We start from the raw sequence: 25963 nt of genomic DNA, 5'->3' as shown, positions 1-25963 counted from the left end.
ACCAGGCGGTCACCCCACCATGCCCCTACCCACCACACCCCCCGCGCCGGCGGCGTCCCGCGGACTCCTCGGCGGGCTCATCACCCTCTCCGCGGCCCAGTTCCTCATCGCGCTCGACTTCTCCGTCATCTTCGTCGCCCTGCCCGACATCAGCGCCGACCTGGACCTGTCCGGCACCGCCAAGCAGTGGGTCGTCAGCGCCTACTCCGTGTTCTTCGCCGGCTTCCTGATCGTCGGCGGACGGCTCGGCGACCGACTCGGCGCACGCAAGCTGTTCATGGCCGCGCTGGTCCTCTTCGGCGTCGCCTCGCTGCTGGGCGGCCTCGCCGCCAACGCCGCGCTGCTGCTGATCACCCGCGCCCTCCAGGGCGTCGCCGCGGCCTGCCTCCAGCCCTCGATCCTCGCCCTGGTGAACACCACGTTCCCGGCCGGAAAGGAACGCACCCGGGCGCTCGCCGTCTGGGGCACCGTCGGCGCCAGCGGCCTCGCCGCCGGTGTCGTCATCGGCGGCCTGCTGACCAGCCTCTCCTGGCGCTGGACGTTCTTCGTCAACCTGCCCTTCGCCGTGCTGTGCGTGCTCGCAGCCCCCAAGTTCCTGCCGGGCAAGGCCGAGCACGACCGCACCACCACACTCAACGTCCTCAACGCCGTGCTCTGCACCGCCATGGTCCTCGTCTCCGTCTTCGGCCTCACCCTCGCCGCCGACGCCGGCTGGACCGACCCCCTGACCCTGGGCAGCTTCCTCGCCGGAATCGTCCTGCTGGTGCTCTTCGCCGGACGCGAGCGCGTCAGCACCCAGCCCCTCGTCGACCCCGTGCTGCGGCGCACCCGCAGCCTCGTCATGGGCTGCTGCTCCTCCGCCCTCTACATGGCCAGCGTCGCGGGCGTCGAGTTCTACCTCGTCACGCTGCTCCTCCAGGACGGCCGCGACTACGCCCCGCTCGCTGCGGGCATCGCCTTCCTGCCGCTCGCCGCGTGCATCACCTTCGGCAACATGATCGCCGGGAGGATCGTCGGCCCCTTCGGCGTCCGCCGCTCGCTGGCCCTGGCGTTCACCGTCGGCGCGCTCGGCCTCGCCCTCCTGGGCGTCTCGGCCACCCACCACGGCTACCTCGCCGCGATGCTGCCCGGCCTCGTCGTCAGCGGACTCGGCCACGGCATGATCTACACCTCGATGTTCGTCGGCGGCACCCGCGACGTGGACGACCGCAACCAGGGCGTCGCCGGTGCCCTGATGACGACCACCCAGTACGCGGGCGGCGCCTTCGGAGTCGCCGCCCTGGTCCTCGTCCTCGGCACCGACCCCGGCGACGAAGCCTTCCGTACGGCGTTCCTACTGGCCGGAGGCGTCGCCCTGGCCGGCGCGTTGATCGCGTGGATCGGCTTCGGAGCGACCACGGAAACCTCCGACCGGATCACGGAAGCCACCCCCACCCCGGTGGGTGAGCACGGATGACCGCCCCCGCAGCCGCCCGCCTCGGCATCCTCGTCATCCACAACGACCCCGTGCCCGAGACCGAGATCTGGCGCATGGCCCCTGACGACGTCTCGGTCCACACCGCCCGCTTCGAGTGCCCCCGCCCCGCCGACACCGAGTACGTCGGCAGCCCCGCCGCGGCCCTCGCCGACACCCCCGACGTCGTCCGGGGCCTGGACCAGCTGGGCCGACTGGGCGCACACAGCATCGCCCTCTGCTTCGGATCGAGCAGCTTCTTCGGCGGACCCGCCTTCGACACCGAGTTCATCGAGGCGGCCGGCGCCCACGCCCACGGCGTCCGCGTCCACACTGCAGCCACGGCCATCACCGCCGCCCTCCAGGCCTCCGGCGTGCGCCGCCCCCTCCTCGTCATGCCGCCCTGGTTCACCGAGCCCACCTTCCGGGCCACGGAGGAGTACCTCGGGAAGCTCGGCATCGAGGAGACCAGCCTCGTCCAGTTCCAGCTCGGCCCGGAGTGGGACGGCATCCCCCGCTACAACGCCTTCGACGAGGGCGCCCACTGGACCATCGACCCCACCGACGTGCACCAGCAGGTCGCCAAGGCCTTCCACAACGCCCCCCGCCCCGACAGCGTCCTCGTACCCGGCAGCGGCTTCCCCTCCCTGGGCGCCGTCGCCTCCCTGGAACAAGAACTCGGCGTCCCGGTCATCACCTCGAACCAGGCAGTGCTCTGGTACGGCCTCCAACTCGCCGCACCCGAGAGCGCCCCGGACGCGACGACGGCCGGGAGCCTCTTCCGCCGACGTTTCACGTGAAACATCGCTGCGGGGCGGGAGGCACCTTCACCTCCCGCCTTACAGCGCTGCTCAAAGAGCCGAACGCATCCAGCGGCTCAAGGATCAGCTGTCACCGCCGTTCGTCGCGGTGCGCCGCCTCCTCCTCGGCCTCCTTGGCCTGCACCTCAGGGTCGAGAACGGACTGACCGCTGCCGTCCACCGAGGTCAGCCGACTCGACTCGGGCACCTCCGTCGCGGCGGGCGGCTCGACCAACCAATCCGGGTTGGCCTGCTTGTCCCACCACTTCCAGGCCGCGAAGGCACCGCCCGCGAGCAGCCCGGCAACCGCCAACGCCTTGGCAAGACGGCCGGCCCTCGCCCGCCGCGCATGCTTGCGCGTCAGCTTCTCGATCTCCTTCGGTGAAACCTGGCCACGCAACGCGGCCAGAGCGGCCACCCCACGCGAAGCAGCCTCGTCCCTCACAGGCCCGGCCGCGGCCACGGCCTGCTCGATCCTCGGCTTCGAATAATCAGCGGCCTGCCGGGCAGCCTTACGGGTGCGCTCAGCAGCCTCATGGGCGGCCTGGTCGACCTTCGGCGGCACATGCGTACGGGCCTGCTCCAGACGCGGCGCGACATGCGCGCCGTACTGGACGCGGGCTTGCTCGGCCGCCAGCGACACCCTCGGCGCGAGCCGTACGCGCGCCTCGTGTGCGTAGTGCGAGGCCCTGTCCTTGGCCGTGTCGGCGTAGGGCGCCACCACTTCCGCGGCGTGCAGCACGCTGTCCTTCGCCGAACCGGTCGCGGCGCGCACGCTGTCAATGCGGGTCACGGGAATCCTCCTCCTCGGTGGCGTACGGTAATTCGACTTTCCACCCTTTTACGGATCATGCATGCCAACAGCCGGAGAGGCATGCGAGGGCGGGCATACGGGGCAACGGGAGCTTGTCGTCGACAATGCCACGGATCGCCGAAGAGCGCGCCCGGCCCGGGAGGACTCGCCCCTTTTTCTGTGAGCGCCGTCTGAACGAGACCTCCACCGAGGCGACAGGCGCCGAACCGCCCGGACCGTGCGAGGATCGGAGGGTCACAGAAAGACAACGGAAGGCAGACCGTGGCAGAGCAGCTCTACGCCACCCTGAAGACCAACCAAGGCGACATCGAAGTCCGGCTGCTGCCGAACCACGCTCCCAAGACGGTCCGGAACTTCGTCGAGCTCGCCCAGGGCGAGCGTGAGTGGACCCACCCCGCCACCGGCGAGAAGTCCACCGACAAGCTCTACGACGGCACGGTCTTCCACCGAGTGATCAGCGGATTCATGATCCAGGGCGGCGACCCGCTGGGCAACGGCACCGGCGGCCCCGGCTACCAGTTCGAGGACGAGTTCCACCCCGACCTCCGCTTCGACCGGCCGTACCTCCTGGCCATGGCCAACGCCGGCCCCGGCACCAACGGCTCCCAGTTCTTCATCACCCTCGGCCCCACGACGTGGCTGAACCGCAAGCACACCATCTTCGGCGAGGTCACCGACGCCGCCAGCCAGAAGGTCGTCGACACCATCGCCGCCACCACGACCAACCCCAACACCAACCGCCCGGTCAACGACATCGTCATCGAGACCGTCGTCGTCGAGACCCGCGAACGCTGACCCCACAGGCACACCAGGGCAGGCAGGGAACCAAACGCCCCGCCCATCCGTAAGGATGGACGGGGCGGTTTCATTGCATACGACGACGTAGGGGACGACCTCATGGACCAGGCGCCAGGCAGCCCGCAGCAGGAACAGGGCCTGCCCGGCTGCTACCGCCACCCCGACCGCGAGACCGGCATCCGCTGCACCCGCTGCGAACGCCCCATCTGCCCCGAATGCATGATCAGCGCCTCCGTCGGCTTCCAGTGCCCCGACTGCGTCCGCAACGGCTCCGGCACCGGCCACGCCCCGGACGCGGCCACGCCCCGCACGGTCGCCGGAGGGACGGTCACCGCCGACCCGCGCCTGATCACCAAGATCCTCATCGGCCTGTGCCTCGCCGCCTACTTCGTCCAACTCTCCGTCGGCGACCGTTTCACCGACAGCTTCGACCTCATCGGACGGGCCTACGTCCCGCTCCTGGGCGACGTCGAAGGCGTCGCCGAAGGCCAGTGGTACCGGCTCCTGACCGCGATGTTCCTCCACGGCAGCTACATCCACATCATCTTCAACATGCTCAGCCTGTGGTGGATCGGCGGCCCCCTCGAAGCAGCCCTCGGCCGCGCCCGCTACCTCGCGCTCTACTTCGTCTCCGGCCTCGCCGGCAGCGCCCTCACCTACCTGCTCGCCGAGCCGAACCAGCCCTCGCTCGGTGCCTCCGGCGCCATCTTCGGCCTCTTCGGCGCCACGGCCGTCCTCATGCGCCGCCTCCAGTACGACATGCGGCCCGTGATCGCGCTGCTGGTCATCAACCTGATCTTCACCTTCGGCTGGGCCAACATCTCCTGGCAGGCCCACATCGGCGGCCTCGTCGGCGGCGTCGTCATCGGCTACGCCATGGTCCACGCCCCGCGCGAACGCCGCGCCCTCGTCCAGTACGGGACCTGCGCGGTCGTCCTCATCGCGGTCATCGTCATGACTCTGCTGCGCACGGCCCAGCTCACCTGAGCTCGAAAAGCCCCGTTGTCCACAGCGGGTTGCGAATCTTGTGCATAGTGTGCGCGAACAACTGTGCCCCCTGCCTGACCTGTGTTTCCGCAGGTCAGGCAGGGGGCGAACAGGTTTGCGGGGGCCGGTGTGGCAGTCGTACCGGCGTCAACCCTCTGTGAGTTATCCACAGATCGTCGTTCTATTGTCCCCAGGTAGCCTGTGGATACTTTCGCGATCTGTGGATAACTCAGCGAACAGCTCGGGGCAGAGCTACTTCCACTGTGTGGAAACGCCGAATCCGGCGGCGATGAAGCCGAAGCCCACCACGATGTTCCAGTTGTCCAGCGCGTCGATGGGCAGCGAGCCGTCCGTCACATAGAAGACGACGATCCAGGCCAGCCCGATGACGAACAGGGCCAGCATCACGGGCGCGACCCAGGCGCGGCTGTTCAGCTTGATGCTGGTCGCCTGCTTCGCCGGCGGCGGCGTGTAATCGGCCTTCTTGCGGATACGTGACTTCGGCACGAGGGTCTCTCCTGTCGATGCGCTGCGTGGCCGCGCAGGTAGCTGGGTCGGGCTCGGGGCAGCGTACAAGGGGACACTTAGTGCTCCCCCGGGCGTCCGTTAGCGTAGTGCTTCCGCGGCGCCGAAGGAGATAAGGGTACGTTGAGCAATTCTGCCAACCCCCAGGGGATGGGATCCACCCCTGCCCGCGGCCGACGTTTCCGGCCCGTGCGGCTGCTCACGGTGGCCGTCTTCGCGCTCGCGGGGCTCATTTTCTTCACCAGTTTCAATACGGCCAAGGGCACCAACATCCGCACGGATGCCTCGCTGCTGAAACTTTCGGACCTGATCCTGGAGCGCAGCCACAAGAACGGTCAGCTCGACGAGTCCAACGGCGCCCTGCGCGACGACGTCGAGGCGCTGGCCGAACGGGACGACGGTTCGACCAAGGCCGAGGACGAGAAGCTGACGGCGCTGGAGAAGAAGGCGGGCACCCAGAAGCTGAAGGGCGAGGCGATCAGCGTCACGCTCAACGACGCCCCGCCGGACGCGACGGCCAAGCTCCCCGGCTATCCCGAGCCGCAGCCCGACTACCTGGTCATCCACCAGCAGGACCTCCAGGCCGTGGTCAACGCGCTGTGGCAGGGCGGCGCCCAGGGCATCAAGGTCATGGACCAGCGGCTGATCTCCACCAGCGCCGTGCGCTGCGTGGGCAACACGCTGATCCTCCAGGGCCGGGTCTACTCACCGCCGTACAAGATCACGGCGGTCGGGGACCCGGAGCAGCTGAAGCAGTCGCTGGCCGCCAGCAAGGCGATCCAGAACTACATGGTCTACGTCAACGTCTACGGCCTCGGATGGAAAGTCGAGGACGACGGAGCGGTGACTCTGCCCGGCTACTCGGGCACAGTGGATCTGCAGTACGCCAAGCCTGTGGAGTAGGTCTCTTCGGGAGCCGCCGGTGCGAGTACGTCTCGTCGTCAGGACCCTCAGCGAGCTCTGCATCACGGTAGGCGCGGTCATAGTCCTGTTCGTGGTCTACGTGCTCTTCTGGACCGGTGTGAAGGCCGACGACGTCATGGGCGAGCAGATCGACCAGCTTCAGGAGCAGTGGTCGAAGGGGAGTGTCGAGCAGCCGAAGGGCACGGGGGGTTCCCAGTCGTCGGCGAGTCCGTCCGCTCCGGCGCCGTACAAGAAGGACAAGCCCTTCGCGATCATGTACATCCCGCGTCTTGGTTTCACGTGGAACAAGCCCGTGCTGGAGGGCACCGGGGTCGGGACGCTGAAGAAGGGCCTCGGCCACTACGCGCGCACCGCGCAGCTGGGCCAGGAGGGCAACTTCTCGGTGGCGGGGCACCGGCGGACGTACGGCGACCCGTTCAAGGACTTCCCGAAGCTGCGGCGCGGGGACGCGGTGGTGCTGACGGACGGGACGACCTGGTTCACGTATCGGATCGACAAAGGGCCCTACAAAACCGTACCCACGGACGTTGAGGTGATCGATCCTGTGCCACGTAAGTCCGGGTACCAGAGGTCGGGCCGCTATCTCACCCTGACCACGTGCGATCCGGAGTGGGGTCACAGCCACCGGTTGATCGTCTGGGCGCATCTGGACTCCACACAGCCTGTGGAGGCAGGGAAACCGGAGGCGCTGCGCCGTTAGTCTGTTGGCTGTACGGCGTGAGTCTGGTGCCGTGGTGCGACGGAAGGGACGGCATGTACGGCTGGATCTGGCGGCATCTGCCGGGGAACGCGTGGGTGAAGGCGCTGCTCTCACTCGTGCTGGCGCTTGCGGTGGTCTACGTCCTCTTCCAGTACGTCTTCCCGTGGGCCGAACCGCTGCTGCCCTTCAACGATGTGACGGTGGACAACCAGTGAGTGCGCGGATTCTCGTCGTCGACAACTACGACAGCTTCGTCTTCAACCTGGTGCAGTACCTGTACCAGCTGGGCGCCGAGTGCGAGGTGCTGCGCAACGACGAGGTGTCGACGGCGCACGCCCAGGACGGCTTCGACGGCGTCCTGCTGTCGCCGGGCCCGGGGACGCCGGAGGAGGCGGGCGTCTGCATCGAGATGGTCCGCCACTGCGCGGCGACCGGGGTGCCGGTCTTCGGCGTCTGCCTCGGCATGCAGTCGATGCAGGTGGCGTACGGCGGGGTCGTGGACCGCGCGCCGGAGCTGCTGCACGGCAAGACGTCGTTGGTGGAGCACGAGGGCAAGGGCGTGTTCGCCGGCCTGCCGAGCCCGTTCACGGCGACGCGCTATCACTCGCTGGCGGCGGAGCCGGCGACGGTGCCCGCCGAACTCGAGGTCACGGCCCGGACGCACGACGGCATCATCATGGGCCTCCGGCACCGTGAACTGCCTGTCGAGGGCGTGCAGTTCCACCCCGAGTCGGTGCTCACCGAGCACGGTCACCGGATGCTGGCCAACTGGCTGGTGGAGTGCGGCGACCAGGGTGCGGTGGCGCGATCTGCGGGGCTGGCCCCGGTGGTGGGCAGGGCCACGGCGTGACCGCACTGCGCCCCGAGCGCGAGTCCGGGACCTCGTACGGGGAGCAGTCGTACGAGGGTGCCGGTGCGCTTGGGGAGTGGTACGAGGGGGCGCATCAGCCGTCGGCGTCGTACGAGCCGCCGTCGTACGAGCCGCAGGGGCCGTACGAATCGCAGGAGCCGTACGAGCCTTATGTGCCGCCTGCTGATGACGAGACGGTGGCGTTGCGGATACCGGACCCGCCGGAGTCCATATCGGCCTCTGAGGCCTCGTCCGTCACACGGGTATCCGATGTCACCCCGGGCGGCCGTGCGGCCCGTAGAAAGGCCGCCAAGCGGCGTGGCGGGCGTCATGGGGGCGGAGCGAGGCCCTCGACAGAGCCTGCGGACGACGAGGAGTCCTCCGCACCGCTCTCCCGTGTCGAGGCGCGTCGGCGGGCGAAGGCCCGCAAGCCCAGCCCCGGGGTGCTCGCGAGCCGGGCGATCGGTGAGGTGTTCATCACCACCGGTGTGCTGATGCTGCTGTTCGTGACCTACCAGTTGTGGTGGACGAACGTCCGGGCGCACGCGCAGGCCGGCAAGGAGGCGAGCAACCTCCAGGAGGAGTGGGAGAGCGGGAAGCGGGCGCCGGGCGAGTTCGAGCCCGGGCAGGGCTTCGCCCTTCTCCACATCCCGAAGCTGGACGTGGTCGTGCCGATAGCCGAGGGCGTGAGCAACAAGAAGGTGCTCGACCGGGGCATGGTGGGCCACTACTCGGAGGGCGCGCTGAAGACGGCGATGCCGAGTGCGAAGACCGGCAACTTCGGGCTGGCGGGCCACCGCAACACGCACGGCGAGCCGTTCCGGTACATCAACCGCCTGGCCAAGGGCGACGAGATCGTCGTGGAGACGCAGGACGACTATTTCGTCTACAAGATGACGTCGTCGCTACCGGTGACGTCGCCGAGCAACACGAGCGTGCTGAACCCGGTGCCGCCGCAGTCCGGTTTCAAGGAGCCGGGCCGCTACATCACGCTGACCACCTGCACACCGGAGTTCACCAGCAAGTACCGGTTGATCGTCTGGGGCAAGATGGTCGAGGAACGGCCGCGCAGCAAGGGCAAGCCGGATGCGCTCGTCAATTAAGGGCAGATGACCAAGTGGCAGCCACCACCGACCACCAAGAGCACACCGACACCACGCCTCCCGCTCCGCGCCGCCGCGGCATGGGTCCGATCGCGACGGCGATCAGTGTCTTCGGTGAACTCCTCATCACGGCGGGCCTGATCCTGGGCCTGTTCGTCGTCTACTCCCTGTGGTGGACGAACGTCATCGCCGACCGCGCGGCCGACAAACAGGCCGACAAGGTCCGCGACAACTGGGCCCAGAACACGGGGCCGGGAGCCCTGGACACCGGCGCCGGCATCGGCTTCCTCCACGTCCCCGCGATGAAGAACGGGGAGGTCCTGGTGGAGAAGGGCACGTCGACGAAGATCCTGAACGACGGTGTGGCCGGCTACTACACGGACCCGGTGAAGGCCACGCTCCCCATGTCGGACAAGGACGGCAACTTCTCGCTTGCCGCCCACCGCGACGGCCACGGCGCCAAGTTCCACAACATCGACAAGATCGAGAAGGGCGACCCGATCGTCTTCGAGACGAAGGACAAGTGGTACGTCTACAAGGCGTACGCGATCCTGCCGGAGACGTCGAAGTACAACGTCAAGGTACTGGGCGCCATCCCGAAGGAGTCGGGCAAGAAGAAGGCCGGCAAGTACATCACCCTGACGACCTGCACGCCGGTGTACACGTCGCGGTATCGGTATGTGGTGTGGGGGGAGCTGGTGCGGGTGGAGAAGGTGGACGGGGAGCGGACGTTGCCTAAGGAGCTGCGTTGACTGGCCTCCATGAGGAAGTCAGTCGCTTAGCGAGCCTTGTCATGTCGTCGTGGCTACTCCAGGACCCTCAGCGGCTCACCGGCGCGCCACTCCTCCTCGGCCGTTCATGGCGGCCATGACTCCGATGGCAGGCCAGTAGTCCCATACCCCTTCGAGCCTCTGCAACCGCTCGTTGTGCTTGGAGCCGCTGCTCGATGCGCGGGACTCCGGCCCGAAGGGCGATCAATTCTGACGGTGCTCGCTCGAGGGTTCGATCAGGTGCGGTTTCGTTGATCACGTTCTGCCCTTGCGCTCGGGGCGTGGCCGCGTGGCCAGGGCAGAGCTCGACACCCCGCCCCATCCGATCAACGAGTGGGGCTGGCATACACGAGCCGCTATCGGTAGGTGGTGTGGGGCGGTTGGGCTCGACTAGGTGGACACGGCCTGGGCGCCGTCCGAGGAACTGACGAGGAGGATGACAAGGCCGCCCGCCGGAAGGTGCGTGCAGCGGGTGGAGCATGTGATCGGCCGGATGAAGAACTACAAGAACCTTTGCGACTGCCGGCAGCGGGGCGATGGCCTCCACCACGCGGTCCAGGCCGCCACCCACACGCATAACCTCGCCCTCGCATCATGACGACGAGGCCGCGATTACGGGCCCAGACCTGCCAGTTCACCGCCTTGTGAAGCCCTTTAATAGATCATTTCCAGCCATCACGTGGGATCGGCGGCCAGGTGGTTAACGTCCCTCGCCTTCCCGCTGTCGAGTGGTGTCGGGTTACCTCCTGAGGAAGCCTTCTATTTCAAATCCACATGAATGTGTCCATCAGGTGGAGGCTGGGTGCTCAAGGAAAGGAAGCTCTTGTGTGCCGCCCATGGGTTGGGTTGCTCGGTAGGCGCGCAGGGGGCAGCCCAATATCGGTCAACTGTTTGATATTTGGTTGTCCTTGTCCAAGCCTTTAGGTGATCATCAATGTTGATCACTGGGGGGCGTCCGAGAGGGATTGGGCCACCAGCAAGGTAGAGGAAAAAGCGATATGAGAACTCGCACGCGCATGGCTACCGCTTGCGCCGCGACGGCCGTGCTCACGGTCGCGTTCACCGGTCAGGCGTCCGCAGCGGACGCGACCGCTAGCTGCTCGACAACAGGCGCGAGTGGCGGCATGTCGGCGGACTACCCCTCTGGGGAAATCTGGCCGTACCTGGAATTCGGCATCTCGCTGTCGGTCACGGACACTCTCGCCGACGGACACCACGTGAGGGTTCGCCTCATCACCAAGGAGGTCGGGAACTCGGCGGTTGTGACGTGGAAGTGGCACTCCCTCACCTCGGGTAAGGGCGAAACCCTCACTCTCAGCACCACCGCTCGGGACGAATACGGCATCGAGGCCACTGGTGTTGAGGTAGCCCGCTTCGAGGGTGACGAAAAGCTCAACTACTGCAGGGACTGGTCCTGAGCAGCTGTCAGCTCGGGCGAGCATCAAGAAGCCAGCCCGGTAGTTGAAGAAGCCCGTGGGCTACAGTGAAAAGTCCCGGAACCGTTCTGGTTCCGGGACTTTTGCGATGTGTAGAGGCTCGTTCCTCGGTGCGGGACGCCTATCCGGTCGTGCCGCCGAAGAAGTTGGTGCCGCCGTTGTTGCCGCCGCCGTTGTTGCCACCGGTGCCGATGGTGGTCAGCGTGATGGTCGTGCCGGCCGGGTCGTCGACCTCGTTGTTCGCGTCCGGGTCCTGGTCTGTGACGAACGCGTTGTTGCTCTGGTCGCTGCCGTTGGCGAACTGGATGTTGGTGAAGCCCTGGGCCTGCAGAGTCTGCTTGGCCTGCTGCACCGTCTGTCCGACGACGTTCGGAACCTTGGCCTTCTCGCTCTTCTTCCCAAGGTGGATCGTCACCGTCGAGCCCTTGTCGACTGAGTTGCCGATGCCCGGGTCGGTGCTGATGACCTTGTCGACCAGGTTGGCGTCGTCGGTCTCCGTGTCGGTGACGCAGTTGCCGGTGAGGTTGTTCTGCGTCATCAGGGCCTTGGCCTCGTCGCAGGTCTTGCCCGCGACGTCCGGCACCGTGGACTTCTGGATCTCGACGGCGACCGTGAGGGTGATTGTGGAACCCTTCTCGACCTGCTTGCCGAAGACCGGGGTCTGGTCGAGGACGGAGCCGGTTTCCTCCGTGGACTCCTTCTCCTTCTTCTTGACGACCAGCCCGAATTCGTCGCCCTCGAGCCTCGCCTTGGCCTCGTCGAACTGGTCCCCGATGACACTCGGCACGGTGACCTTCGGGGCGCCCGTCGAGACCACCAACTCGACGGTCGACTTCTTGTCGACCTTGGTGCCCGCGTCGGGGTTCTGGTCGCAGATGTTGCCCTTGGGCTGGTCCTCGCACTCCTTCTTGGTGAAGGTCAGCTGTAGATCGCTGTTCGTCGCCATGGTCTTGGCGTTCGCTTGCGTCTCGCCGATGAATGTCGGCACCGCCACCTTGTCATCGGCCGCGTTATTACCGCTGAACGCCCACTTCCCGATCAGGATCGCGCCGATCAGGACCAGGACCGCGGCCACGACCAGCAGGATTGTGGAGGTGTTGTTCTTCTTCTGGCGGCGGCGGTCGGGGCGGTCGTCGTAGCCGCCGTAGCCCGGGTCGTCCGGGTTCATCGGCGGGAGCATCGACGTGGCGCCGGCGTCCGTCGAGCGGAGCGCGGTCGTCGGCTGGTCGTCGGGGTAGCCGCCGTAGCCGACCGAACCCATCGCCGCCGTCGCCGCGACCGGCTGGCCGTCCAGGCACGCCTCGATGTCGATGCGCATCTCGTCGGCGGACTGGTAGCGGTAGTTCGGGTCCTTGACCAGGGCCTTCAACACGATCGCGTCCATCTCTGGCGTGATCTCGGGGTCGAAGACCGACGGGGGCTGGGCCTCTTCGCGGACGTGCTGGTAGGCCACCGCGACAGGGGAGTCGCCCACGAACGGGGGGCGGACCGTCAGCAGCTCGTACAGCAGGCAGCCCGTGGAGTAGAGGTCCGAGCGGGCGTCGACCTGCTCGCCCTTCGCTTGCTCCGGCGACAGGTACTGCGCCGTGCCGATGACCGCGGACGTCTGGGTCATCGTCATGCCGGAGTCGCCCATCGCGCGGGCGATGCCGAAGTCCATGACCTTGACCTGGCCGTTGCGCGTCAGCATGACGTTGGCCGGCTTGATGTCGCGGTGGACGATCTGGTTGCGGTGGGAGTACTCCAGGGCCTGGAGGATGCCGATCGTCATCTCCATCGCCCGCTCCGGCAGGAGCTTGCGGCCGGAGTGGAGCAGCTCACGGAGCGTGGAGCCGTCGACGTACTCCATGACGATGTACGGGATCGAGACCCCGTCGATGTAGTCCTCGCCCGTGTCGTAGACCGCGACGATCGCGGGATGGTTGAGCGAGGCGGCCGACTGGGCCTCCCGGCGGAACCGGGCCTGGAAGGACGGGTCGCGCGCGAGGTCGGCGCGCAGCGTCTTCACCGCCACGGTGCGGCCGAGACGGGTGTCATGCGCGAGGTAGACCTCCGCCATGCCACCACGACCGAGCACCTGGCCCAGTTCGTACCGGCCGCCGAGGCGACGCGGCTCTTCCATAGTTCCCTACCAGCCCTCTCCGTCGGTCCCGACCGGCACTGGTGTGCGGTCGGGGGCTGCCGTCCGGGCCTACCGTACCCGGCTGGCTTTGTGTGACCTGGCCAAGCCCGTCACCCGATACAGGACCGGTATCGCAACGTGCACCGATGTGAAGGGGACGTGAGCGGGGTCACTTCTTGGAGTTGATGACCGCCTCCATCACGCTCTTGGCGATCGGTGCCGCGAGGCCGCTGCCGGAGATGTTCTCGCGGACCGCGCTCTCGTCCTCGACGACCACGGCCACGGCGACCGGCTTGCTGCCGTCGGCGAGCTTGGCGTACGAGATGAACCAGGCGTACGGGTTCTTGCTGTTGTTCTCGCCGTGCTGGGCGGTACCGGTCTTGCCGCCGACCGTGACTCCGTTGCCGATCTGTGCGGTCGTACCGGTGCCCTTCTCGACCACGGTCTCCATCATCGACTGCAGGACCTGGGCGTTCTCCGGCGACAGCGGCTGGCTGAGCTCGGCCGGGTCGTTCTTCGCGATGGTGTCCAGGTTCGGGGCCTGGAGCTCGTCGACCATGTACGGCTTCATGAGCTTGCCGTCGTTGGCGACCGCGGAGGCGACCATGGCCATCTGCAGCGGGGTGGCGGCGGTGTTGTACTGGCCGATGGAGGACAGGGCGACCTGCGAGGGCTCCATGTCGTCGGAGAAGACGGAGGCGCTGGAGCGAACGGGGGTGAACTGCTCCTCGTCGAAGCCGAACTTCTTGGCCTCTTCAAGCATCTTGTCGTTGCCGAGGTCGGCGCCGATCTTGCCGAAGACGGTGTTGCAGGACCACTGCAGGGCGACGCGCATGGTGGCGTTCTCGCAGGGGATGTTGCCCTCGTTCTTCAGCTCGGTCCGGGTGCCCGTCATGACCCAGGGCAGCGGCGACTTCGTCTTCTCGTCGGCGTCGCTGTACAGGCCGTTCTCCAGGGCCGCCGCCGCGGTGACGACCTTGAAGGTCGAGCCGGGCGGGTAGACCTCGCGCAGGGCCCGGTTGAGCATCGGGTCGTCGGGGTTGTTCTTCTTGTCGAGCTTCTTCCAGGCCTCGGCGTCCGAGTCGCCGCCGCCGGCGATCGTTCCCGGGTCGTACGACGGGTAGGAGGCCAGCGCCAGGATCTTGCCGGTGGACGGCTCCAGGGCGACGACGGCGCCCTTGCCGCGCTTGGCGAGCCCCTCGTAGGCGGCCTTCTGGGCGGCGGCGTTGAGGGTGGTGACGACGTTGCCGCCCTCCTTCGCCTTGCCCGTGATCATGTCGAGGGTGTTGCGGAAGAAGAGCCGGTCGTCGTTGCCGGTGAGGATGCCGTCCTCGATGGACTCGAGCTGGTTGGCGCCGTAGGACTGCGAGACGAACCCGGTGACCGGGGCCCACATGGCGCCGTTCTTGTAGGTGCGCTTGTACTTGAAGTCGCCGGTGGTGGTCTCGGCGTGGCCCGTGATGGCCTTGCCGTCGACGATGATGTCGCCGCGCGGGGTGGCATAGCGCTCGATGGCGACGCGGCGGTTGTCGGTGTCGGTCCTGAGCTCGTCGGCCTTGACGTACTGGAGCCAGTTGTCGCGGATGAGCAGGGCGAGGACCAGGAGCCCGCAGAAGAGTGCGATCCGGCGCAGGGGCTTGTTCATGACGGGCGGACCACCTGGGTCATCTCGGCGTCGGGGTTCGGAGCGGGGGCGGGGGCCGGGCGGCGCGCGGTGTCGCTGATGCGGATCAAAATGCCGATGAGCGCCCAGTTGGCGATGACGGAGGATCCGCCGTACGCCAGGAACGGCATCGTCATACCGGTCAGCGGGATGAGGCCCATGACACCGCCGGCGACGACGAAGACCTGGAGCGCGAAGGCGCCGGACAGGCCGACCGCCAGCAGTTTGCCGAAGGGGTCGCGGGCCGCGAGCGAGGTACGGATGCCGCGCTCCACGATCAGCCCGTAGATCAGCAGGATCGCCATGACGCCGGCCAGGCCCAGTTCCTCGCCGAACGTGGCGAGGATGAAGTCGGAGTTGGCGGCGAAGCGGATGAGCTCGGAGTGCCCCTGGCCCCAGCCGGTGCCGAGGGTGCCGCCGGAGCCGAAGGCCCACAGAGCCTGCATGGCCTGCTCGGAGTGGACGATGCCGTCGTTGCTGCCGTTGCGGCTGAGCAGGTACTCGTGCATCGGGTCGAGCCAGGCCTGGACACGGGTCTGGACATGCGGTTCGAAGCTGGCCACGCCGACGGCGCCGGCGGCGGACATCAGCAGGCCGAAGACGATCCAGCTGGTCCGCTCGGTGGCGACGTACAGCATGATGATGAACATCCCGAAGAACAGCAGGGATGTACCGAGGTCGGTCTCGAAGACCAGGATGAGGATCGAGATCATCCAGACGACGATGATCGGGCCGAGGTCGCGTCCACGGGGCAGGTACAGGCCCATGAAGCGTCGGCTGGCGAGGGCCAGCGCGTCCCGCTTCACCATCAGATACCCGGCGAAGAAGACCGCCAGAACGATCTTGGCGAACTCACCGGGCTGGATGGTGAAGCTGCCGACCTGGATCCAGATCTTGGCGCCGTAGGTGATGTCGGCGCCGAGGCCCGGGACGAGCGGGAGCAGGAGCAGGAACAGCGCGCCCACCATGGAGATGTAGGTGTAGCGCTGCAGGGTGCGGTGGTCCTTGAGGAAGACCAGCACGGCGATGAAGAGGGCGATACCCAGCGCGGTGTAGATCAGCTGGTTCGTCGCCTTGCCGCCGGCCTGTCCGATCTGCTGGAGCAGCTTCGACTGGTCCAGTCGCCAGATGGCCACCAGCCCGAGCCCGTTCAGCAACGTAGCCAGCGGCAGCAGCAACGGATCCGCGTACGGCGCGAACTTCCGTACGGCGAGATGGCCGACGCCCGCGAGCAGGCCGAGCCCGAGGCCGTAGCCCAGCAGACCGGCAGGCAGCTCGTCGTTGATGGCGAGGCCCACGTTGGCGTAGGCGAACACCGGGATGACGACGGCGAACACGAGCAGCGCGAGCTCGGTGTTGCGCCGGCTCGGCGTGCCGATCGAGCCGATCGTGGACGTGTGGTGCGTCGGCGAGTTGGTGGTACTGCTCATCGTGTGACGGGGCCTCTCACGTACCGCACTTGCCCGCGACCTGCTTCTCCTCGTCGGAGAGCGTGGGGCCGGGGGTGGGAGTGGGCGCGGTCGGGGTTGCGGACGCGTTCGGGGACGGTGAGGTCGAGGTGGTCGGGCTGGGCGATGCCTTGGACGTCAGGGAGGAACGGGTGGTTCCCGTGGTCCCGCCGGCCTCGCCCTCACCGGTCTTGGAGTTCTTCTCGCTCTCGGTCGCCTGCGCCTCGGCCACCTTGCGGCACGCGGAGGCCTGCACGGAGAGTTCGTCGATCTTCTTCTGCGCGGTCTTCAGACCGCCCTCCGCGATGGTGTTCTCGACGAGCTCCTGCTGGTACGGCTGCAGGTACTTGAGTTCGATCTTCGGGTAGTCCTTCTCCACCTTCGACAGCGAGACCCAGGCGAGGTCCTGGCTGATGCCGCGGTAGAGGGCGACATGGTCGCCGTTGGCGGCGACGTAGTACTGGGTCTGGGTCCAGCGGTAGCCGCCGTAGAGCCCGCCGCCGATGACGCCGAGGGCGAGCGCGATGTAGAGGGATCTCTTCAGCCACTTACGGCCCTTGCGGGGCTTGACGAAGTCGTCGTCGGAGTAGCCGCCGAAGCCGTCGGTGGAGATGAAACCGGTCACGTCGCCGGAGCCGGGCGGGCCGAACTCGCCGCCCCCGCCGCCCTGTCCGGGCACCTGGCGGCCGAGCCCGGAGGCCCGTCCGGCGGGGGTCTGCATGATGCCGTTGTCGTGCACCTGGAGCTGGTTCTCGGCGACGGCGCCGACCACGACGGGGGTGTCGGAGAGCTGCCCGGCGAGGGTGTCCCCGGTGTCGAGGTCGAGGACGTCGGCGACGATGACGGTGATGTTGTCGGGGCCGCCGCCGCGCAGGGCGAGCTGGATGAGCTCCTGCACGGTCTCCTGCGGGCCCTGGTAGCTGGCGAGCGTGTCTTCCAGCGTCTGGTGGGAGACGACGCCGGAGAGGCCGTCGGAGCAGATCAGGTAGCGGTCGCCGGCGCGGACCTCGCGGATGGAGAGGTCGGGCTCGACGTGCTCGCCGCTGCCCAGTGCCCGCATGAGGAGGGAGCGCTGGGGGTGGGTGGTGGCCTCTTCCTCGGTGATGCGGCCCTCGTCGACGAGGCGCTGCACCCAGGTGTGGTCCTGCGTGATCTGGGTCAGGACGCCGTCGCGCAGCAGGTAGGCGCGGGAGTCGCCGACGTGGACGAGGCCGAGGCGCTGCCCGGTCCAGAGGAGGGCGGTGAGCGTCGTACCCATGCCCTCCAGCTGCGGGTCCTCTTCCACCATGGAGCGCAGCTGGTCGTTGGCGCGCTGCACGGCGATGCCGAGGGAGGTGAGGACGTCGGAGCCGGGGACGTCGTCGTCGAGGGCGACGATGGTGGAGATGGCCTCGGAGGAGGCGACCTCACCGGCGGCGGCGCCGCCCATGCCGTCGGCGATCGCGAGCAGTCGGGGTCCGGCGTATCCGGAGTCCTCGTTGCCCTCCCGGATCATGCCTTTGTGCGATCCGGCGGCGAAGCGCAGTGACAGACTCATGCGCACCTCGCCCGTCGGCTCCGGATACATCCGCACGGTGCCCACCCTCCGGTCGGGAGCGCGCCGGGGCCCGGGGTGGGGGCCGCTGCGTGCTCGCTCCGCTCGCGCCTATTCATGATGTAGCACTACTTCCGCAGCTCGATGACGGTCTTGCCGATGCGGATCGGCGCGCCCAGCGGAATCGGTGTGGGGGTCGTCAGCCGGCTCCGGTCCAGGTACGTGCCGTTGGTGGAGCCGAGGTCCTCGACGATCCACTGGCCGTCCCGGTCCGGGTAGATCCGCGCGTGGCGGCTGGAGGCGTAGTCGTCGTCCAGCACGATGGTGCTGTCGTGCGCCCGGCCGAGCGTGATGGTCTGGCCCTGGAGCGCGACGGTGGTGCCGGTGAGGGTGCCCTCGGAGACGACCAGCTTGGTGGGGGCGTTGCGGCCGCGGCGGCCGCCGGCGCTCTGCTGGCGCTGCTGCGGGGGCGCCTGCTGCCGCTGGGCCTGCTGCGGCCGGGCGGCCTCACGCCGGGAGCCGCGCTGGGTGACGCGCGTACCGAACAGGTCGCTGCGGATGACCTGCACGGCCACGATCACGAACAGCCACAGTACGGCCAGGAAACCCAGCCGCATGACCGTGAGGGTCAGCTCTGACATTGCCCCCGCTTCACCCTTCGGCTTGCCTATAGATAACGGTGGTGCTGCCCACGACGATCCGCGAGCCGTCGCGGAGCGTAGCGCGGGTGGTGTGCTGTCCGTCCACCACGATGCCGTTGGTGGACCCGAGATCCTGGATCGTCGAGGGCGAACCGGTCCGGATCTCGCAGTGCCGGCGGGAGACGCCGGGGTCGTCGATCCGCACGTCGGCCTCGGTGCTGCGGCCCAGCACGAGCGTCGCGCGGGAGATCTGGTGGCGGGCGCCGTTGATCTCGATCCAGTGGCGGGTGCGGCCGCCGGGCGCCGGGGCACCGGCGGGTCCGCCGGAGCGCGGGGCCTGGGCGGGCTGCGGGTAGCCGTAGCCGCCGGGGCGTCCGCCGGGGGGCGGCGCGGCCGGCATGGGAGGGGCGCCCGCGGGCGCGGCGGCCGGCGGGTAGCCGTAGCCGCTCGGCGCCGTGGGCCGGGCGGCCGGGGCGGCGGGCGCTCCCGGGGTGCCGGGGGCCTGCTGGTTGGTGGAGGAGGCGAGCGTACGGCTGCGCACCCGGTACAGGCCGGTGTCGAGGTCGTCGGCCTTCTCCAGGTGGACCTTGATCGGGCCCATGAAGGTGTAGCGCTGCTGCTTGGCGTAGTCGCGGACCATGCCGGCGAGCTCGTCGCCGAGCTGGCCGGAGTAGGGGCTGAGCCGCTCGAAGTCCGGCGTGCTCAGCTCCACGATGAAGTCGTTGGGTACGACGGTCCGGTCGCGGTTCCAGATCGTCGCGTTGTTGTCGCACTCGCGCTGGAGCGCGCCGGCGATCTCCACGGGCTGGACCTCGGACTTGAACACCTTGGCGAAGGTGCCGTTGACCAGACCTTCGAGACGCTGCTCGAACTTCTTCAGGACTCCCATGGGGCACCTCCTCCGTAGCTGCTGCCGTCCTGCACCCCGCAGAGCGGGTACTGCCTTACCTGGTACTGCACCTGGTACTGCTTACTGATCGTATCCACGCGCCGGTGAATCGGCTGGTTCCCCCTGTCGGCCCCGTCGACGGGTGTCGACGCCTCCGAAGTTCCCTGTGGAGCTCCTCTTCGAACTCCCGCGGGCCGACTCCTCCTGTCAAGGATCGTAGAGGCGGCCGCAGACCAGTGTCCCGCACCTGACTGTGGACCCCGACCGGCTCCTGGGGAGACGGACGGGACCGGTACGAGGTTGATACGTGAACCGGTCGACGTTGATACGTAGCCGGAGGGGCGGAGGTTCGGTGCCGTCCGGTGAACGTCCTGGTCGGTGGCTGCCCTGGGGAAAGGGATGTGAACCCACCCCTGGCAGCGTGCTAATGTTCTGGATGTCGGAAGGCGCCGGACCCGCAAGGGAGCAGGGCCTGAGGACACACCCAATGCGCGGGTGGCGGAATAGGCAGACGCGCTGGATTCAGGTTCCAGTGCCCGCAAGGGCGTGGGGGTTCAACTCCCCCCTCGCGCACAGCTGGAAGCCCCCCAGGTCTCGGACCTGGGGGGCTTTCTCGTTGTCCTCGGCCCGGGCCGTGTGGTGTCCTCGCCCCGGACTGTGTGGTGTTCTCGCCCCGGACTGTGTGGTGAGGACAATCACACGAAGTGAACCTAGGCGGCCAGGCGCTCGGCGACCGCCTTCGCCTTGGTCTCGGCGTCCTCGAGGGCGCGCTCGCGGGAGGCCTCGTAGAGGGGGACCAGTTCGGCCATCGCCGGGTTCTGCGGGGCCATGGTCAGCTCCGGGACGATGAAGTCGAGTTCCAGGCCGAGGGAGTCGGCGAGGACGGCCCGCAGGTAGTTCTGCACGTACTCGTAGTCCTCGCGCGGGGTGCCCGGCGCGTACGAGCCGCCGCGGCTGGCGACGACGGTGACCGGGATCCCCTTGATCTTCGAGTCCTCCGCCATGAAGGTGCGGCCCGCGAGCATCACGTTGTCCAGCCAGGCCTTCAGGGTCGACGGGATCGCGAAGTTGTACATGGGGGCGCCGATCAGTACCGCGTCCGCCCCCTCCAGCTCCTCGATGAGCGCCACGCGCGCGGCGAAGGCGGCCGCCTGCTCGGGGGTGTGGGTCGCGGGATCGGAGAAGCCGGCGAGGTGGGCGTCGGCGGTGAGGTGCGGCACCGGGTCGGTGGAGAGGTCGCGGTAGATCACCGTGCCCTGCGGGTGCTGCTCCTCCCAGGTCCTGCGGAAGGCGTCCGTGACGGAGCGGGAGGCGGAGGCGCCGTGCGGGAACACGGAGGAGTCGATGTGGAGCAGCGTGGCCATGAAGGTCTCCAGGGAAGAGGTTTGCGCTGTGAGCGGCTAACAATTCGTACCCGACTATGAATAACACAGGGACTTACTTTTTTTCATCCCCCTACGAACAGGGCAGTACCCTGGGGGCATGGCGGGCGAGCTGATTCACGGCACCGAGGCGTGCAAGCGGGTCGACGACGGGATCAGCCGCGTCTTCCAGCTGCTGGGGAAGCGCTGGACCGGGCCGATCGTGGCCGTCCTCACCCCGGGACCGGCGTACTTCGTCGATCTGCGCCGGGCGGTTCCCGGCATCAGCGAACGGATGCTGTCCGACCGCCTCACCGAGCTCGCCGCCGCGGGACTCGTCGTGCGCGAGGTCGACGAGGGGCCGCCGCTGCGGGTGTCGTACCGGCTGACGGAGGCGGGGGCCGCGCTGGAGCCGGCGTTCGCGGAGCTGGGGCGGTGGGCGAAGCGGTATCTGCCGGACGAGGCGCTCGGGGGCGGTTGCTGAGAGCCGGCCGGTGTCGCGGCTGGTCCACGGCAGAGGGCGCGGCGGGTTTTCCACAGCTGTGGAGTTGTCCACAGGGTCTGACGCGTTTCGGCCACCGGCTGTACGGTCTGCACGAGTTGATGTTCGGGCGCGTGCGTGTTCGGGGGAGGCGGTCGGTGTGACCGAGGTCGGTGCAGAAGCTGGCGTACGGGTTTCCGCGGAGGCGGGGCGCAGGCTGCCCCGGGTGCGCGGCTTCGCCGCGTGGCCCGCGCAGGGTTCGCCCAAGGAGGAGGGCAAGTCGCTGCGGGGCAAGGTCCCGCGCAGTGCGCACGCCGCGCTCGACCTGGACGGCTCCCGCCCCGACGCGGTCGGCGCGGTCGAGGAGTCCAGCCGCGGACGCCTTCCCGACCTCACCCCGATCCGCGTCGGACGGATGGCGGCCACGCCCTTCGCGTTCCTGCGCGGCTCGGCCGGACTCATGGCCTACGACCTCGCACGCACCCCGATGACCCGGATCGTCGCCCAGATCTGCGGCGACGCCCACGCGGCCAACTTCGGTCTCTACGGGGACGCGCGCGGCGACCTCGTCATGGACCTCAACGACTTCGACGAGACGGTGCCGGGCCCCTGGGAGTGGGACCTCAAGCGGCTCGCGGCCTCGCTGGTGCTCGCGGGCCGGGAGGCGGGCGCGGACGAGGACACCTGCCGCCAGGCGGCGCACGGCGCGGTGGGTGCCTACCGCCGCACCATGCGCCTGCTCGCCAAGCTCCCGGTGCTGGACGCGTGGAACGCCATCGCGGACGAGGAGCTCGTCTCCCACACCGACGCCCATGACCTGGTCGGCACCCTGCAGCGGGTCTCGGAGAAGGCGCGGGCCAACACCAGCGGGCGGTTCGCCGCGAAGTCGACCGAGCCGACCGAGGCCGGCGGGCGCCGCTTCGTCGACGCGGCGCCGGTGCTGCGCAGGGTGCCGGACGCGGAGGCCGCGGCCGTCGCCGGCTCCCTGGAGGAGTACCTGGACACGCTCTCCGAGGACCGCCTGCCGCTGCTGGCCCGCCACGCGGTCCACGACGTCGCGTTCCGGGTCGTCGGCACAGGCAGCGTGGGCACCCGCTCGTACGTCGTCCTGCTCCTCGACCACCGCGGCGAACCGCTGGTCCTGCAGGTGAAGGAGGCCCGCCCCTCGGCGCTGCTGCCGCACCTGGTGACCGCTGGCTTCGAGGCGCCCGTCGCCGGGCACGAGGGCCGCCGGGTGGTGCTCGGGCAGAAGCGCATGCAGGTCGTCAGCGACATCCTGCTGGGCTGGACGACGGTCGAGGACCGGCCCTTCCAGGTACGGCAGTTCCGCAACCGGAAGGGCAGCGTCGACCCCGCCGCGCTCGCCGCCGACCAGATAGACGACTACGGCCGCATGACCGGCGCCCTCCTGGCCCGCGCCCACTCCCACAGCGCCGACCCGCGCCTGGTCGCCGGGTACTGCGGCAAGAGCGAGGAGCTGGACGAGGCGATCGCGACGTTCGCCGTCACCTACGCCGACCGCACGGAGGCGGACCACGCGGAGCTGGTGGCGGCGGTGCGGTCGGGGCGGATCGCCGGGGAGATGGGGGTCTGAGGAGCTTCGGGGGCAGGTGATGAAGTACGTCGATCTCGACGGGCGGGACGGGGACGTCACCGGGATCATCGACCCTCGGGCCTACCTGGGGAGGCTCCCCGAACTGGCGGAGAGCCTCCCGCCGGGGGCCCGCGCCTTCGCCACCGACCCGGGGCACTACGACTTCTCCGGCAAGCGGTGCGTGAAGGACCTCAAGCCGCTTCAGGTGCGGCGGACCGGCGACGGGGAGATCGAGATCCGCTTCGGGCACAACTGCTGGAAGCACGACGAGGACCTGCTCGTCCGGTACATGGGTGTCTCGCGGTTCCAGGTGGACGTCCTGGACGTCTGTGACGTGGCCGCGCTGGGAGACGTGATCCTCGACGAGGTGCTGCCGTACGAGGGTGGCTGCACCCATGAGGTCGCGTGCCGGCCGGGGACGCTGGTCGTCGCGTGCCGGGACCTCGTCGCCGAGTGGGTGCCGGCGGACTGCCCGGACGCCCGTGGGGGCTGACGTGTGCGGTGCCGGGTGGGTGTGGGAGTGGCGTGTGCCATGCCGGACGGGTTGAGGGTCGGCGTGTGCCTTGTCGGCCGGGCGTGCGGGCCGACGTACGCCGTGTCGGAAGGGCCGCCTCGGGTGTGGCCTACGCTGGTCGGGTGACGACCCCGGAAGCTGAGCAGGGTGGTGTCGCCGGCGGGACGCGGGCGGTGCCCGAGGAGGGTGCGCCCCGGCCGGAGGACGGTGAGCCCAGGCCCGAGGAGCGGCTTGAGCGGGCCGTCCGGGCGGCCGAGCAGGCGCTGATCGAGTACGAGATCGCGGTGGAGACCTTCCGGGTCGAGGTCGAGAACTTCTCGCGGCTGCACCACCAGAGGCTCGGCCCGATGTACACCCGGCTCGACGAGTTGGACGCGCAGATCGCCGAGGCCAGGGCCGCCCGCAGCGGAGATCCCGAGGACCGGCGCAAGGCGGACGAGGCCCGGGCCCGGGTGATGCCGATGCCGGCGGTGGAGGAGCTGTTCCACGGGTGGATGGACGGCGACGGGCTGTTCCCGGAGGCCGCGGCGATGCTCACGGACCAGCCGGTGCGGCCCCCGCAGCGGGTGCGGCCCAGCGACGAGGCCCGCAAGCTCTACCGCGAGCTGGCCCGCAAGGCCCACCCCGACCTGGCCCAGGACGAGACCGAGCGGGCCCGGCGCGAGGAGTTCATCACCCGCGTCAACGCCGCCTACGGCCGCGGCGACGAACCGCTGCTGCGGGAGCTCGCCGAGGAGTGGGAGGCCGGACCCAAGCCGGCGGAGCAGGGGCCGTCGGAGAGCGAGGAGCTCTACGCCCGCCTCGAGTGGCTCGCCCAGCGCAAGGAGTTGCTGACCGTCGTCGCGCGGGAGCTGGAGGAGAGCGCGATCGGCGCGATGCTCCGCCTCGCCCCGGACGACCCCGACCGTCTCCTGGAGGAGATCGCCGAGCAGCTGCTCGCACAGGTCGCGGAACGGGAGCGGGAGCTGGCTGAGCTGCAGGGGCAGTAGCCGCGGCAGCAGCCGGGGTCGGGCGTACGCCGAGCAGTAGGGCTTCGGCTGGGCTCAGGTAGCCTCGGACCATGAGTTTTGGTGCTGCTTTGCCTTCGGTGGACGTCGCCGGTGTTCCGGCCGACGCTCTCGTGCTGGACGTCCGTGAGGCCGATGAGTGGGCCGCCGGGCATGTCGAGGGTGCCCTGCACGTCCCCATGAGCGCCTTCGTGGCCCGGTTCGGTGAGGTGACCGAGGCGGTGGCGGAGGGGCGGCGCGCCTATGTGATGTGTCGCGTCGGCGGCCGTTCCGCGCAGGTCACGCAGTATCTGGTGCAGCAGGGCATCGACGCGGTGAACATCGACGGCGGCATGCTGGCCTGGGAGGGCGCGGGTCGGCCGATGGTGACGGACAACGGCTCGCCCGCCTTCGTCCTGTAACGGACGGGCCTCAGCCCAGCGGGTGTGCCGTCAGCAGGTCGCCGAGGGCGTCCTCGTGGGCCGCCGCCGGGCCGAGTGACAGCTCCAGGTGCTTGGCCCAGGCGTGGTAACGGTGCAGGGGGTAGTCGACGTCGGCGCCGAAGCCGCCGTGCAGGTGCTGTGCCGTCTGCACGATCCGCCGGGCGCCCTCCGAGGCCCAGATCTTGGCGACGGCGACTTCACCGGAAACCGGCAGCGTCCCTTGCGTCCCGGAGCCGAGCCGCCACGCGGCCTGCCACAGGGTGGCCTCCATGGCCTTGAGGTCGATGTAGCGGTCGGCGGCCTGCACGGCGACCGCCTGGAACGTGGCGACCGGGAACCCGAACTGCTCCCGCTTGCCGGTGTATTCGCTGGTCATGCGCAGCACTTGCTGACCGAGCCCGAGCGCCTGCGCACAGGTCCCGACGGTCAGCAGATGACGCAGCCACTCCCAGGCATCGTCCGCGTCGAGCACGTCCCGCGCCGCGATCCGCGCCGACTCCAGGCGCAGTTCGCCCAGCCGCTCCCCCGTCGTGGAGAACTGCTCGGCGAGGCCCACCCCGGCACTCCCCGGCGCCACCAGCGCGAGCACGGTGTGACCGGCAGCCGTGTGCGCGGGGACGACGGCGAGGTCGGCGTCGTACGCCCACGGCACCGCCGTCTGCATCCCGTCCAGGACCCACTCGGCGCCCTCCTGCCGTGCGGCCACGGCGAGTTCGGCCGGGTCGTGGCCGGTGCGGCCGCTCGCGGCGACCGTGAGGACCAGCTCGCCGCGGCCCGCCCGCTCCAGCAGAGCGGACTTCAACTCATCGCTGCCGTACGCCTGTACGGCGGCCATGGCGGTGCTGCTCTCCAGCAGCGGAACCCGGGCCAGCACCCTCGCCGACTCGCTCAGCACCAGGCACAGGGCGACGGCGTCCAGGCCCGCCCCGCCGTACGCGCCGTCCAGCAGCAGGCTGAGCAGGTCCGCGTCCGCGAGCTTCTGCCACAGCGCACGGTCGAAGGTGTCGGCGACGGCGCCCACGGCGAGCGCGGGGCTGGGGACGGCGTCCGGTGCGACCCCGGCGAAGACCCCGCGTGCCGCCTCGGCCGCCGCCTGCTGCTCCTCGGTGAAGCTGAAGTCCACGGTC

At 69.0% G+C, this 25963-nt stretch carries 26 protein-coding genes, 1 tRNA gene and 1 pseudogene; 18 read left to right on the top strand and 10 right to left on the bottom strand.

What is annotated here, in order from left to right:
* Positions 1-19 precede the first annotated feature (19 nt).
* Together IQ210_RS10905 and IQ210_RS10900 are read left to right on the top strand one after the other, a co-directional pair.
* A complete protein-coding gene (locus IQ210_RS10905; protein WP_194078705.1) occupies positions 20-1456 on the top strand; it encodes an MFS transporter in 1437 nt (478 codons plus the stop codon).
* On the top strand, positions 1453-2253 hold the full coding sequence (locus tag IQ210_RS10900) for an aspartate racemase/maleate isomerase family protein (protein WP_194078704.1): 801 nt from the start codon (positions 1453-1455) through the stop codon (positions 2251-2253). The genes IQ210_RS10905 and IQ210_RS10900 overlap by 4 nt, the downstream gene beginning before the upstream one ends.
* 91 nt (positions 2254-2344) lie before the next feature.
* On the opposite strand, the gene IQ210_RS10895 is transcribed toward IQ210_RS10900, so the two are convergent.
* On the bottom strand, positions 2345-3046 hold the full coding sequence (locus IQ210_RS10895; protein WP_194078703.1) for a DUF5324 family protein: 702 nt from the start codon (positions 3044-3046) through the stop codon (positions 2345-2347).
* A gap of 282 nt (positions 3047-3328) precedes the next feature.
* On the opposite strand from IQ210_RS10895, the gene IQ210_RS10890 reads away from it, so the two are divergent.
* The gene (locus tag IQ210_RS10890) at positions 3329-3862 is read left to right on the top strand and encodes a peptidylprolyl isomerase (protein ID WP_194078702.1); all 534 of its coding nucleotides are present in this window, start codon (positions 3329-3331) and stop codon (positions 3860-3862) included.
* A 102-nt stretch (positions 3863-3964) separates the two neighbouring features.
* Positions 3965-4852 carry a rhomboid family intramembrane serine protease gene (locus tag IQ210_RS10885; RefSeq protein WP_194078701.1) on the top strand — a complete coding sequence of 296 codons (888 nt, stop codon included), beginning with the start codon at positions 3965-3967 and terminating at the stop codon, positions 4850-4852.
* A 252-nt stretch (positions 4853-5104) separates the two neighbouring features.
* Here the strand turns inward: IQ210_RS10885 and crgA are convergent, their stop codons facing one another.
* Entirely contained in the window at positions 5105-5359 is a 255-nt protein-coding gene (gene crgA, locus IQ210_RS10880; RefSeq protein ID WP_059194346.1) for a cell division protein CrgA, read from the bottom strand.
* A gap of 141 nt (positions 5360-5500) precedes the next feature.
* Here crgA and IQ210_RS10875 point away from each other — a divergent pair, with 141 nt between their 5' ends.
* The 8 genes and pseudogenes from IQ210_RS10875 (at position 5501) to IQ210_RS10845 (ending at position 11142) form a co-directional block, all read left to right on the top strand.
* Positions 5501-6280: a DUF881 domain-containing protein gene (locus IQ210_RS10875; RefSeq protein WP_194078700.1), complete on the top strand. Its 780-nt coding sequence runs from the start codon at positions 5501-5503 to the stop codon at positions 6278-6280.
* 19 nt (positions 6281-6299) lie between these two features.
* Positions 6300-7001 carry a class E sortase gene (locus tag IQ210_RS10870; protein ID WP_194078699.1) on the top strand — a complete coding sequence of 234 codons (702 nt, stop codon included), beginning with the start codon at positions 6300-6302 and terminating at the stop codon, positions 6999-7001.
* 17 nt (positions 7002-7018) lie between these two features.
* Positions 7019-7216, top strand: coding sequence for a hypothetical protein (locus IQ210_RS10865; RefSeq protein WP_165951216.1), 198 nt, complete (start codon positions 7019-7021; stop codon positions 7214-7216).
* Positions 7213-7851: an aminodeoxychorismate/anthranilate synthase component II gene (locus tag IQ210_RS10860; protein WP_037754359.1), complete on the top strand. Its 639-nt coding sequence runs from the start codon at positions 7213-7215 to the stop codon at positions 7849-7851. The genes IQ210_RS10865 and IQ210_RS10860 overlap by 4 nt, the downstream gene beginning before the upstream one ends.
* Positions 7848-8954: a class E sortase gene (locus tag IQ210_RS10855; protein WP_194078698.1), complete on the top strand. Its 1107-nt coding sequence runs from the start codon at positions 7848-7850 to the stop codon at positions 8952-8954. Before IQ210_RS10860 ends, IQ210_RS10855 begins: the two co-directional genes overlap by 4 nt.
* Positions 8955-8968: 14 nt before the next feature.
* Positions 8969-9706 (top strand): class E sortase, encoded by a 738-nt coding sequence (locus tag IQ210_RS10850; RefSeq protein ID WP_194078697.1) that lies wholly within the window; start codon positions 8969-8971, stop codon positions 9704-9706.
* Between the two features lie 447 nt (positions 9707-10153).
* Positions 10154-10322 (top strand): annotated as a pseudogene (locus IQ210_RS47175) (IS5/IS1182 family transposase); the annotation flags it as partial.
* A gap of 526 nt (positions 10323-10848) precedes the next feature.
* Positions 10849-11142, top strand: coding sequence for a hypothetical protein (locus IQ210_RS10845; protein ID WP_194078696.1), 294 nt, complete (start codon positions 10849-10851; stop codon positions 11140-11142).
* A 139-nt stretch (positions 11143-11281) separates the two neighbouring features.
* Here IQ210_RS10845 and pknB read toward each other — a convergent pair whose 3' ends face one another.
* From pknB to IQ210_RS10815, 6 genes are all read right to left on the bottom strand, one after another.
* Positions 11282-13282: a Stk1 family PASTA domain-containing Ser/Thr kinase gene (pknB, locus tag IQ210_RS10840; RefSeq protein ID WP_194078695.1), complete on the bottom strand. Its 2001-nt coding sequence runs from the start codon at positions 13280-13282 to the stop codon at positions 11282-11284.
* Between the two features lie 169 nt (positions 13283-13451).
* A complete protein-coding gene (locus tag IQ210_RS10835; RefSeq protein ID WP_194078694.1) occupies positions 13452-14927 on the bottom strand; it encodes a peptidoglycan D,D-transpeptidase FtsI family protein in 1476 nt (491 codons plus the stop codon).
* The gene (locus tag IQ210_RS10830; RefSeq protein ID WP_194078693.1) at positions 14924-16375 is read right to left on the bottom strand and encodes an FtsW/RodA/SpoVE family cell cycle protein; all 1452 of its coding nucleotides are present in this window, start codon (positions 16373-16375) and stop codon (positions 14924-14926) included. The genes IQ210_RS10835 and IQ210_RS10830 overlap by 4 nt, the downstream gene beginning before the upstream one ends.
* Before the next feature lie 16 nt (positions 16376-16391).
* Positions 16392-17960, bottom strand: a complete 1569-nt coding sequence (locus IQ210_RS10825; RefSeq protein WP_194078970.1) for a Stp1/IreP family PP2C-type Ser/Thr phosphatase — start codon at positions 17958-17960, stop codon at positions 16392-16394.
* A gap of 95 nt (positions 17961-18055) precedes the next feature.
* The gene (locus tag IQ210_RS10820; protein WP_079312234.1) at positions 18056-18568 is read right to left on the bottom strand and encodes an FHA domain-containing protein FhaB/FipA; all 513 of its coding nucleotides are present in this window, start codon (positions 18566-18568) and stop codon (positions 18056-18058) included.
* 10 nt (positions 18569-18578) lie between these two features.
* Positions 18579-19457: an FhaA domain-containing protein gene (locus IQ210_RS10815; protein WP_194078692.1), complete on the bottom strand. Its 879-nt coding sequence runs from the start codon at positions 19455-19457 to the stop codon at positions 18579-18581.
* Positions 19458-19946: 489 nt separating this feature from the next.
* On the opposite strand from IQ210_RS10815, the gene IQ210_RS10810 reads away from it, so the two are divergent.
* Positions 19947-20030: transfer RNA gene (locus tag IQ210_RS10810), tRNA-Leu, on the top strand.
* Positions 20031-20167: 137 nt separating this feature from the next.
* On the opposite strand, the gene IQ210_RS10805 is transcribed toward IQ210_RS10810, so the two are convergent.
* Positions 20168-20821 (bottom strand): FMN-dependent NADH-azoreductase, encoded by a 654-nt coding sequence (locus IQ210_RS10805; protein ID WP_194078691.1) that lies wholly within the window; start codon positions 20819-20821, stop codon positions 20168-20170.
* Between the two features lie 118 nt (positions 20822-20939).
* Here IQ210_RS10805 and IQ210_RS10800 point away from each other — a divergent pair, with 118 nt between their 5' ends.
* From IQ210_RS10800 to IQ210_RS10780, 5 genes are all read left to right on the top strand, one after another.
* On the top strand, positions 20940-21302 hold the full coding sequence (locus tag IQ210_RS10800) for a winged helix-turn-helix transcriptional regulator (protein ID WP_194078690.1): 363 nt from the start codon (positions 20940-20942) through the stop codon (positions 21300-21302).
* Positions 21303-21459: 157 nt separating this feature from the next.
* Positions 21460-22893 carry a DUF2252 domain-containing protein gene (locus tag IQ210_RS10795; RefSeq protein WP_194078689.1) on the top strand — a complete coding sequence of 478 codons (1434 nt, stop codon included), beginning with the start codon at positions 21460-21462 and terminating at the stop codon, positions 22891-22893.
* Between the two features lie 19 nt (positions 22894-22912).
* Positions 22913-23386: a hypothetical protein gene (locus IQ210_RS10790; protein WP_194078688.1), complete on the top strand. Its 474-nt coding sequence runs from the start codon at positions 22913-22915 to the stop codon at positions 23384-23386.
* A 143-nt stretch (positions 23387-23529) separates the two neighbouring features.
* A complete protein-coding gene (locus IQ210_RS10785) occupies positions 23530-24396 on the top strand; it encodes a J domain-containing protein (RefSeq protein ID WP_407699691.1) in 867 nt (288 codons plus the stop codon).
* A 71-nt stretch (positions 24397-24467) separates the two neighbouring features.
* Positions 24468-24815, top strand: coding sequence for a rhodanese-like domain-containing protein (locus IQ210_RS10780; protein WP_194078687.1), 348 nt, complete (start codon positions 24468-24470; stop codon positions 24813-24815).
* A gap of 10 nt (positions 24816-24825) precedes the next feature.
* Here IQ210_RS10780 and IQ210_RS10775 read toward each other — a convergent pair whose 3' ends face one another.
* Positions 24826-25959, bottom strand: a complete 1134-nt coding sequence (locus IQ210_RS10775; protein WP_194078686.1) for an acyl-CoA dehydrogenase family protein — start codon at positions 25957-25959, stop codon at positions 24826-24828.
* Between the last annotated feature and the right edge of the window lie 4 nt (positions 25960-25963).

The organism is Streptomyces justiciae, assembly GCF_015163075.1.
GTDB lineage: Bacteria > Actinomycetota > Actinomycetes > Streptomycetales > Streptomycetaceae > Streptomyces > Streptomyces justiciae.
Note: the sequence above shows the minus strand (reverse complement) of the source record. Positions and strands in the feature narration are given on the sequence as shown.